Source organism: Mesorhizobium sp. M0166, from assembly GCF_040322255.1.
Taxonomy (GTDB): domain Bacteria; phylum Pseudomonadota; class Alphaproteobacteria; order Rhizobiales; family Rhizobiaceae; genus Mesorhizobium.
On sequence record NZ_JAMYTD010000080.1, the window covers coordinates 1 to 8,014 of the forward strand.

5 protein-coding genes and 5 pseudogenes are annotated in these 8,014 nt (G+C 59.2%); 7 read left to right on the plus strand and 3 right to left on the minus strand.

Translation table 11 applies throughout. The annotated features are described in order from the left end of the window. Both NKJ46_RS34080 and dinB read left to right on the plus strand, forming a co-directional pair. The coding region (locus NKJ46_RS34080; protein ID WP_352671655.1) for an OB-fold nucleic acid binding domain-containing protein at positions 1 to 533 on the plus strand (533 nt) is incomplete at its 5' end. A gap of 4 nt (positions 534 to 537) precedes the next feature. Then, positions 538 to 1,783 (plus strand): annotated as a pseudogene (gene dinB / locus NKJ46_RS34085) (DNA polymerase IV). Positions 1,784 to 1,830: 47 nt separating this feature from the next. Here dinB and NKJ46_RS34090 read toward each other — a convergent pair. After that, positions 1,831 to 1,959, minus strand: a pseudogene (locus NKJ46_RS34090) (NYN domain-containing protein); the annotation flags it as partial. 262 nt (positions 1,960 to 2,221) lie between these two features. Here NKJ46_RS34090 and NKJ46_RS34095 point away from each other — a divergent pair. The 4 genes and pseudogenes from NKJ46_RS34095 (at position 2,222) to ligD (ending at position 6,372) form a co-directional block, all read left to right on the plus strand. After that, positions 2,222 to 4,789, plus strand: a complete 2,568-nt coding sequence (locus NKJ46_RS34095; RefSeq protein WP_352671658.1) for a UvrD-helicase domain-containing protein — start codon at positions 2,222 to 2,224, stop codon at positions 4,787 to 4,789. A 78-nt stretch (positions 4,790 to 4,867) separates the two neighbouring features. Then, positions 4,868 to 4,951, plus strand: a pseudogene (locus NKJ46_RS34100) (cold-shock protein); the annotation flags it as partial. A gap of 185 nt (positions 4,952 to 5,136) precedes the next feature. Next, entirely contained in the window at positions 5,137 to 5,229 is a 93-nt protein-coding gene (locus tag NKJ46_RS34105) for a hypothetical protein (RefSeq protein ID WP_352671667.1), read from the plus strand. A 150-nt stretch (positions 5,230 to 5,379) separates the two neighbouring features. Continuing rightward, positions 5,380 to 6,372 (plus strand): non-homologous end-joining DNA ligase, encoded by a 993-nt coding sequence (gene ligD, locus NKJ46_RS34110; RefSeq protein ID WP_352671661.1) that lies wholly within the window; start codon positions 5,380 to 5,382, stop codon positions 6,370 to 6,372. Positions 6,373 to 6,400: 28 nt separating this feature from the next. Here ligD and NKJ46_RS34115 read toward each other — a convergent pair. Next, positions 6,401 to 6,664 (minus strand): annotated as a pseudogene (locus tag NKJ46_RS34115) (SOS response-associated peptidase family protein); the annotation flags it as partial. Positions 6,665 to 6,832: 168 nt separating this feature from the next. Continuing rightward, the gene (locus tag NKJ46_RS34120) at positions 6,833 to 7,732 is read right to left on the minus strand and encodes a LysR family transcriptional regulator (RefSeq protein ID WP_352671664.1); all 900 of its coding nucleotides are present in this window, start codon (positions 7,730 to 7,732) and stop codon (positions 6,833 to 6,835) included. A gap of 114 nt (positions 7,733 to 7,846) precedes the next feature. Here NKJ46_RS34120 and NKJ46_RS34125 point away from each other — a divergent pair. Continuing rightward, positions 7,847 to 7,939: pseudogene (locus tag NKJ46_RS34125) on the plus strand (ring-cleaving dioxygenase); the annotation flags it as partial. Between the last annotated feature and the right edge of the window lie 75 nt (positions 7,940 to 8,014).

An 8,014-nucleotide genomic window follows, 5' to 3' on the forward strand; every position in this document is an offset into this window, starting at 1 on the left:
AGGATTACGGCCATGTCGGGCTGACCTTGCGGAGCCATCCGGTGTCGTTTCTGCGCGCCGATCTACGCCGGCGTCGCATCGTGACCTGTGAGGAGGCCATGCAGGCGCGGGACAGAAGCTGGCTCGAGGCTGCGGGCCTGGTGCTGGTCCGGCAACGGCCGGGCTCGGCCAAAGGCGTGATGTTCCTTACTATGGAGGATGAGACCGGCGCCGCCAACGTCGTCGTCTGGGTCAAGGTGTTCGAGAAATTCCGGCGCGTGCTTCTTTCGTCGGCCATGCTCGGTGTGCGCGGCCGCATCCAGCGGGAAGGGGAGGTGGTGCATCTCGTCGCGCACGAGTTGACCGATCTTTCGGCCGAACTCGCCAGCGTCGGAAACCGCGAGACGCCGTTTCCATTGCCACACGGCCGCGGTGACGAGGCCCGTCATGGCGGATCGGGGATCGATCCGCGCGGAATGCCGAAAGGCCGAAACATCGTCGATCCCTACGAGCACATCGACCGCATCAAGGTGAAGACACGGGATTTCCGGTAGAGACATGGAAACGCTGGCGACAATTCTCCATGCGGATCTCGATGCTTTCTATGCGTCGGTCGAGCAACTGCTGAACCCATCCCTGCGCGGCAAACCGATCGCCGTCGGTGGCGGTGTCGTACTCGCCGCCTCCTACGAGGCGAAAGCCTTTGGCGTTCGCGGCGGCATGCCGGGACGGCGGGCGCGAACTCTGTCCGCAGCTGACTTTCGTCGGCGGTCATTTCAAGGACTATCAGCGGCTGGGTGACGCTGCGATCGCCATCCTCGGTGACTACACGCCGCTCGTCGAACGGATTTCGATCGACGAGGCTTTTGCCGATGTCGCGGGCTGCACGCATCTCTTCGGCTCACCGGCAGACATTGCAGCGACGATCCGACACCGGGTCCGCACCGAGCTCGGTCTGCCGATCTCGGTCGGCGTGGCGCGGACAAAACACCTGGCCAAGATCGCCTCGCAGGTTGCCAAGCCCGATGGTACGGTGCTGGTCGATCCGAAGACCGAAGTGGAATTTCTCCACGACCTTCCCGTCGAGCTGATGTGGGGTGTCGGTCCCGTCACCAAGGCGAAGCTTACGGAGCGGGGCATTCTCACCATCGGTCAGCTGGCCAACACGCCGGGACGCTCCATCGAACGTCTCCTCGGCACGGCCGTGGGCGAAAAGCATTCGGCGCTGGCCTGGAACCGCGATCCGCGCGCGATCCGAACCCAACATCGTGCGAGGTCGGCAGGAGCGCAGTCTGCGCTTGGCCGCAAGCCGGCCGTCGAAAGCGTGTTCAAGCCGGCGCTGCTCCATCTCGCCGATCGCGTTGCCTCGCGCCTGCGCGCGAAGTCTCTCGCCGGCAGCACCGTCACGGTGCGGGTCCGGTTCGCCGACATGCGAGCCGTCACCAGATCGACGACGCTGGATGCGCCGATTTCGGCGACGGTTATGCTAGCCGAGATTGCAGAGGAATTGGTGCGGGTAGCGCTTGCCGATCATCCGCAGGAGCGGACGATCACGCTGCTGGCGATATCGATTTCACAGCTGAGAAAGCAGCCGGAAATCCAGCTTGATCTGCCGTTGGGGCTTCCGGACGAGAAGCGCAGACCCGGCGCCAAAAGAGGCATTGCTCGCTGGACCGCCGACCGTGCCATCGACACAATTCGCGACCGCTTTGGCCGTGACGCGGTCGGCTATGCCGCCACAGCGCTGGACGGTCCGCGTTCGGTCCCCGACGGATTCCGCGAACTGGCCGAGAAGGAATTGTAAAGTGCGGCGACCTACCCCGCGCGGCGAGTTTCCTCTCGCTTCGGAAGATAGATGCGACGGACGCTGGCTTCCCCGATCTTGGCGATCTCGTCGAACAAACCGTCGGCTATCTTGGCCAAGGCATTGTCGGCATCGATCAGGACGGCGCGTCGAGGCGAGCGGGTTTCTGACGGCATGGTGATCTCCAACAAAAAATACAGTCTGCACCGCCACGAGATTCAAGGGCTTATCCGGGAAGATACCGAACATTGCCAATTGCACCCTGACTGGTGCTTTTGGCGGCGTTGCCGGGCGAGTAGCGCGAATAAGAGGTCCGGCAGCCCGTCGCTGCCATCAAGCCCTACTATCGTCTATTGCCAGTTTCACGCTGCCTTTATCGTTGATGTTGACCCTCTACGGCGATAATCGAGGAGCAGGGGTAGGACATATGGGGCCGGAATGATTGAGTTGTTTCTTTTGGTCATGGCGATTGCGATTGGGCATTCAGTCTTGACCAAATTGGGGCTGATCAAGGACAGCGCTAAAACCCCTCCTGCGACGAGCAAACTGACGGTTCCCGAGAATCTCAGCAAGGACGACTATCATCAGCGTCTTCGTGATTGGGGTGCAAAATGGGAGCCGCGCGTCGATCGCACGAAGTGGATACCTTCGGGGACGGCCGAGAGAATTCTTGAGCAGTTCCCGGCCCCGAGCAGATCGACCGATTTTGCCATCAATAAACTGTTGAACAGAAATCCGGCGCTTGAGGAATTGAAATCGGATTTCAAAAACAACAACGACGTGTTTCGGGCCATACAGAAAAAACTGCTGAAGCCCCTTTTCGATTCCGTTGAAAAGAATCCGCTGACAGAAGAGCAGATCAACGCCTGTATCTGCATGGACAGCAGTGTGCAAATCGTGGCTGCCGCTGGATCAGGGAAAACGTCGACGATGGTCGCCAAGGCTGGCTATGCCTTGCAACAGAAATTGGCCAAAGGAAGTCAGATTCTCATTCTCGCGTTCAACCGAGATGCAGCGCAGGAATTGCGATATCGGGTCAAAGCACGCCTTGCTGACTTCGAGGGTGCAGATGAAATCAAAGTAGAGACATTTAGCGCCTTCGGGCTGCATGTGATCGCAACAGCGAGCGGTGAGAAGCCTTCGCTCGCACCCTGGCTCGAACAATCTGGTCAAGACGTCGAGATGATTGGCAAGATCATCAAAGACCTGTCTGACCGAGACCCCAAATTTCACAATAACTGGAACATTTTCCGCGTCGTTTACGGCCGCGATATCGGTCGGCGTGGTGCCGCGTCTGAGCCTGATGCCTATGATAAAGGCAGGGTTGGCCACCGAACAGCCAATGGCGACATCGTTAAAAGTAAGGAAGAGCGGCTGATAGCGGACTGGCTATTTTATCACAATGTCCCGTACGAGTACGAGCGGGACTACGAACACAGAACAGCCACCGAAACTCATCGACAATATCAGCCCGACTTCTATTACCCCGATATCCAGCTTTATCATGAGCATTTCGCTCTCGGGGCGGACGGCACGGCTCCAGATCACTTCGGCGGCGATTATGTAGAAGGCGCAAAATGGAAGAGGTCTTTGCATGCGGATATGGGAACCGCGCTCTTCGAAACCACTTCGCACCAGATTTCGACAGGAGCTGCGCTATCTAATCTGGAAACCGAGTTGAGGAAGTGCCGACAAACAATCCGTTTCGATCCGGATCGCGAAGCCAAAGGCCTCCAGCCGATCAGCAACAAGGAACTGGCTAATACGGTTCGGATATTTCAGCAGCACGTTAAAAGCAATGGTCTCACGCCGACACAAATGAAAGAGGCGACCGCCAAACAGTTAAATGATGGACACGCTGCTCGCATCCTGCTGTTCGTAAAGCTGTTCTACCAGATATCCGAGGAGTGGGAACGGAGACTGAGAAAAGGAGGCTGGATCGACTTCGAGGACATGCTCATTCAAGCAGGACAGTATATCGAAGCCGGGAAATATCCGAGGCCCTACAAAATGGTTCTCGCTGACGAGTTTCAGGATTCCTCCCGCGCCCGAATTCGCCTTTTGAAAGCATTGTCCGACGAAAAGAACGGCGAGGTTCACCTGTGTGTCGTCGGCGACGATTGGCAGGGCATCAACAGGTTCGCTGGTGCGGACATATCTGTGATGACCGAATTTGAGAAAATCTTCCCTTTTGCATCCCGGCTGACATTGGGAACCACATTTCGGTGTCCACAATCGCTCTGCGACATCTCCAGCACGTTTATCCAGGCGAACCCTGTCCAGATCAGAAAGACAGTCAAAACCACGAGCACCTATTCGAATGCGTCTGTCCTGGCATTCGGCTTCAAGGACATGGCCAATGCTCAGGGGCATTTGAGAGAACAGTTCGATCTCATGCGCCGCTATTTCGAGGAAGGGAGACTCAAGCCCATCAGCGGAGATTGCATTACAGTCCTGCTTCTTGGACGCTATCGAAGCGACGCCCCGAGCCAACTGAGGTCTTGGCAGCGCAGATTCGGTAATGTGCTCGATATCTCTTTCAAAACGATCCATTCATCCAAGGGGCTTGAAGCAGACTACGTGATGCTGTTGAACGTAGTCGAAGGCTTCCGGGGTTTTCCAAGTCAAATTGAAGACGACCCGCTACTCCAGATTCCAATGCCTGCGCCGGACCCATACCCCATGGCCGAAGAACGACGTCTTTTCTACGTAGGATTAACCCGCGCAAAGAGACAGGTTCGAATTTATACGAGCTTGGCGAACCCGTCCCGCTTTGTCACCGAACTCGTGGCGAAGGGCAGCCTGAAGATCGAAGCCATTGATGGCGAGTTGCAGGAGTCGTGTCCGAAGTGCAAGATCGGGGTCCTCAAACTTCGCACCGGGAAGTTTGGAGATTTTGAGAGCTGCAGCAGCTGGCCACGTTGCGACTTCAAACGCAACATCCCCAATACCGACAAGGCTACCACAGGTCACTGGCTGCAGAACGAGAACCGCTCGATCTTGTAGGTTTCCGATGAGACCTTCGTCAGGTTCCCCGATCAGATATCGTAGTCGACCGCAACGGCAGAGTCCGTCGACGCCGAGGTGATCTGGTTCAATACCAGCAAGGGTTTCGGCTTCGTCAAACTGTCCGATGGCACGGAAGCATATCTGCACATCCGAGTGTTGGAGGCTGCCGGAAGCCGCGCTGTTTCCAAGGGAACACGTCTCAAGGTCGCGGTTGAATCAGCGATCAGATCGCGAAAACGCCGGCAGATGTGCGCCTTGCTGGGGGGGCCATCGCCGGGAAGGGTGGTGCGCTGGAGAGCGAGGGCACGGTCAAGTGATACAATCCCGAAAAGGGGTTCGGCTTCATTGCTCCCGAAAATGGTGAGAAGGACGTCTTCGTTCATGCCACCGCGCTGCCCGCTCAGGGCTCAGCGTGCTGGTGGAGGGACAGAAGGTGATTGTCGAATGCGGGCAAGGCAAGAAAGGCCTGGAAGTCCGGAGCGTTCGCCTCGCCTAGAAGCCAATAAGTTGGCCAAGGGCCAAATTGCCGCTCAATGTGGTAGTCTGGCCCGCATGACGACGCTTTATCTCTATTGGCGCGGAAGACGGTGAATCCCACAAAGCCGAATAAAACGCATCCGCCGAAATGGATCGAGCCTCAGCTGACGCGCCTGGTCGACGAAGCGCCCAACGGCCCCGATTGGCTTCACGAGATCAAGTACGACGGATACCGCATGCACGCGCGGATCGACGGCAGCGACATCCGCTTGCTCACCCGCACCGGCCTCGATTGGTCGCATCGCTATCAAGCGACGATAGCGGCCCTCCGCGCGCTCCCGGTGAAAGAGGCATATGTGGACGGGGAGCTGTGCGCCGTTCGGGCAGACGGCGTCACCTCCTTCAGCCGCCTGCAGGCCGCTATGGACGAGGGCCGCACGGGCGATCTTGCCTTCTTTGCTTTCGATCTTCTGTTCCTGAACGGAGAAAGCATTGCGAAGCTGCCGCTTATCGACCGCAAGGCGCGACTGGAAGGCCTGTTTTCGACCGACATGCCCGGCCTGCGCTTCAGCGACCACGTGATCGGCGACGGGCCTGCGTTCCGCAAGCACGCCTGCCGGCTTGCACTCGAGGGCGCTATCTCAAAGCGGATCGACAGCGCCTATGCATCCGGCAATCGCGGCCTATGGGTCAAGTCAAAGTGTCTCAACAGAGAGGAATTCATCGTCGTCGGCTGGACCGATCCGACTGGAAGCCGCTCGCATATCGGCTCGCTGCTTCTCGGCTACTACACCAATGATGGTCGTCTGATGTACGCGGGCCGCGCCGGCACGGGCATCACGGTTGCGGAGCTCAAGCGATTGGCTCGCCGGCTTGCGCCACTTCAGGCAGCTCGAATGCCCCTCGACGCTCCGCCGCCGCGCGAGAGCCGGTTCGGCTCGCCGCTTGAGCTGTCGCGCGTGCATTGGGTCAGGCCTGAAGTGGTGGTCGAGGTCACCTATCTCACCTGGACGGAAGACAATCTCCTGCGCCAGGTCTCGTACCAAGGCGAGCGTCAGGACAAGCCAGTCCGGCAGGTGGTGCGCTCCCCGCCACATCCCTGATCGACATCGGGCGCCGGTTCGTTTCAAGTCAGCCGACTTTCTCTACCTGCAGTGTGCTGGGTGGTAGGGCCTTGATCAGCGACTTCGCCGACACCGAAGGGTCGAGCCAATCCGCCCACGCGCTGCGATCGAGGATAACAATCTGCCTGTCATGATAGGGCGCGATATCGGGCCCAGGCTCCATCGTCAGCATGGTGAAGGCTGCGCCGACTTCCGGCGTGTCCCGCCAGATTCCAGCAATGCAGAAGATCGGCTCGTCCTTCTTTGTGAAGAGCCACTTGTCTTTTCGCTTTCAATCTTAGCCCGAGAGCCCGCGCGAACACCGAAGTCGGCGAGAAGCGACTTCCCGAACTCGCTCCTCTCGAGGCAGGCAATCAGGATCGAGAGGGTCCTCCCTTCTTTGGAGGTAGCGGCGAAGCGGCCGACGGCACCCCCCGACTTGCCCGACTACTCTGTCGGCTCACAGAGGCCGGGTGTCTTTCACGTAGTGCTCGAAGAAATCCGAGAACGTCGCCACCCGCAGCGGCAGTTGCGCGTAGGGCGGATAGTAGAGCGTCAGCCAGATCTCCGGCGCGGTCCACTCCGGCAGGACCTCCACCAGGCGTCCTGTGCCAAGATCGTCTTCGACAATGAAGCGCGGCAGGAGCGCTATGCCCTCCCCGTTCATCACGAGCCGCGCAAGGAAGTCGCCGTTGTTGGCGCTGAAGCCGCCTTCCGCCCTGTGGCTGCGGCGGCTCGCTCCCTTGGACAGTTCCCAGGTCTCTATCCCTGCATCCTGGCTGTAGCTCAGGCACGAGAACCCGGTCAGGTCCTCCGGCTTCTCCGGAGCGCCGCGCTGGGCCAGGTAGGCGGGAGCGACGACGAGGGTCCGGGGCACCCTGCAGACCTTCCGCCAGATCGTCGACTTGTCAGAGGGAGGACCGGAGATACGGATGGCCAAGTCGTAGTCGTCCTCGACGATGTCGACGAAACGGTCGGATAGCGTCAGCGCGACATGGGTCTGCGGAAAGAGCGTCGCGAACTGCGACAGCACCGCCGGCAGTAGCTTCAGTCCCAACGACATCGGCGCGCTGACACGGATCAGGCCTGACGTGATGCCCTGCGCTTCCATCGTCTCGGAAGCCGCTTCGGCGATTCCGTGCACCAGCGGAGCGACGCGCGCGGCATAAACCGCTCCTGCCGAGGTGAGCGACACCTGCCGCGTGGTCCGCAGGAGAAGCTGCACGCCAAGCCTTTCCTCCAGCGCGGCCACCGCACGCGTGACGGAGGCGGGAGTCATGCCGAGCTGGCGAGCGGTTCCATTGAAGCTCCGGTGCTCGGCGACCGCCAGGAAGACACGAAGGGATTCGAGCTCGCCCATCTCATCACCATTGCAAAGGGCGCAACAATTTCTGCCGGATTATGTCTATTCTGTTGCTCTGCGGCAAACCCTAGCTTCTGGGCAACGAAACACCAGAACCCACGGAGATCCACAATGATCGAACAGATCAAGGGCCTGCACCACGTCACGTCGATGGCGGCGGACGCCCAGCAGAACAACGACTTCTTCACCAAGCAGCTAGTCTTACTGAGTCAGAAAGTCGCGGCTGCAAGGGGATTCGCGCTGGTCGCGGATTTGTTAGGGTGCTGCTTCGTGATCAGG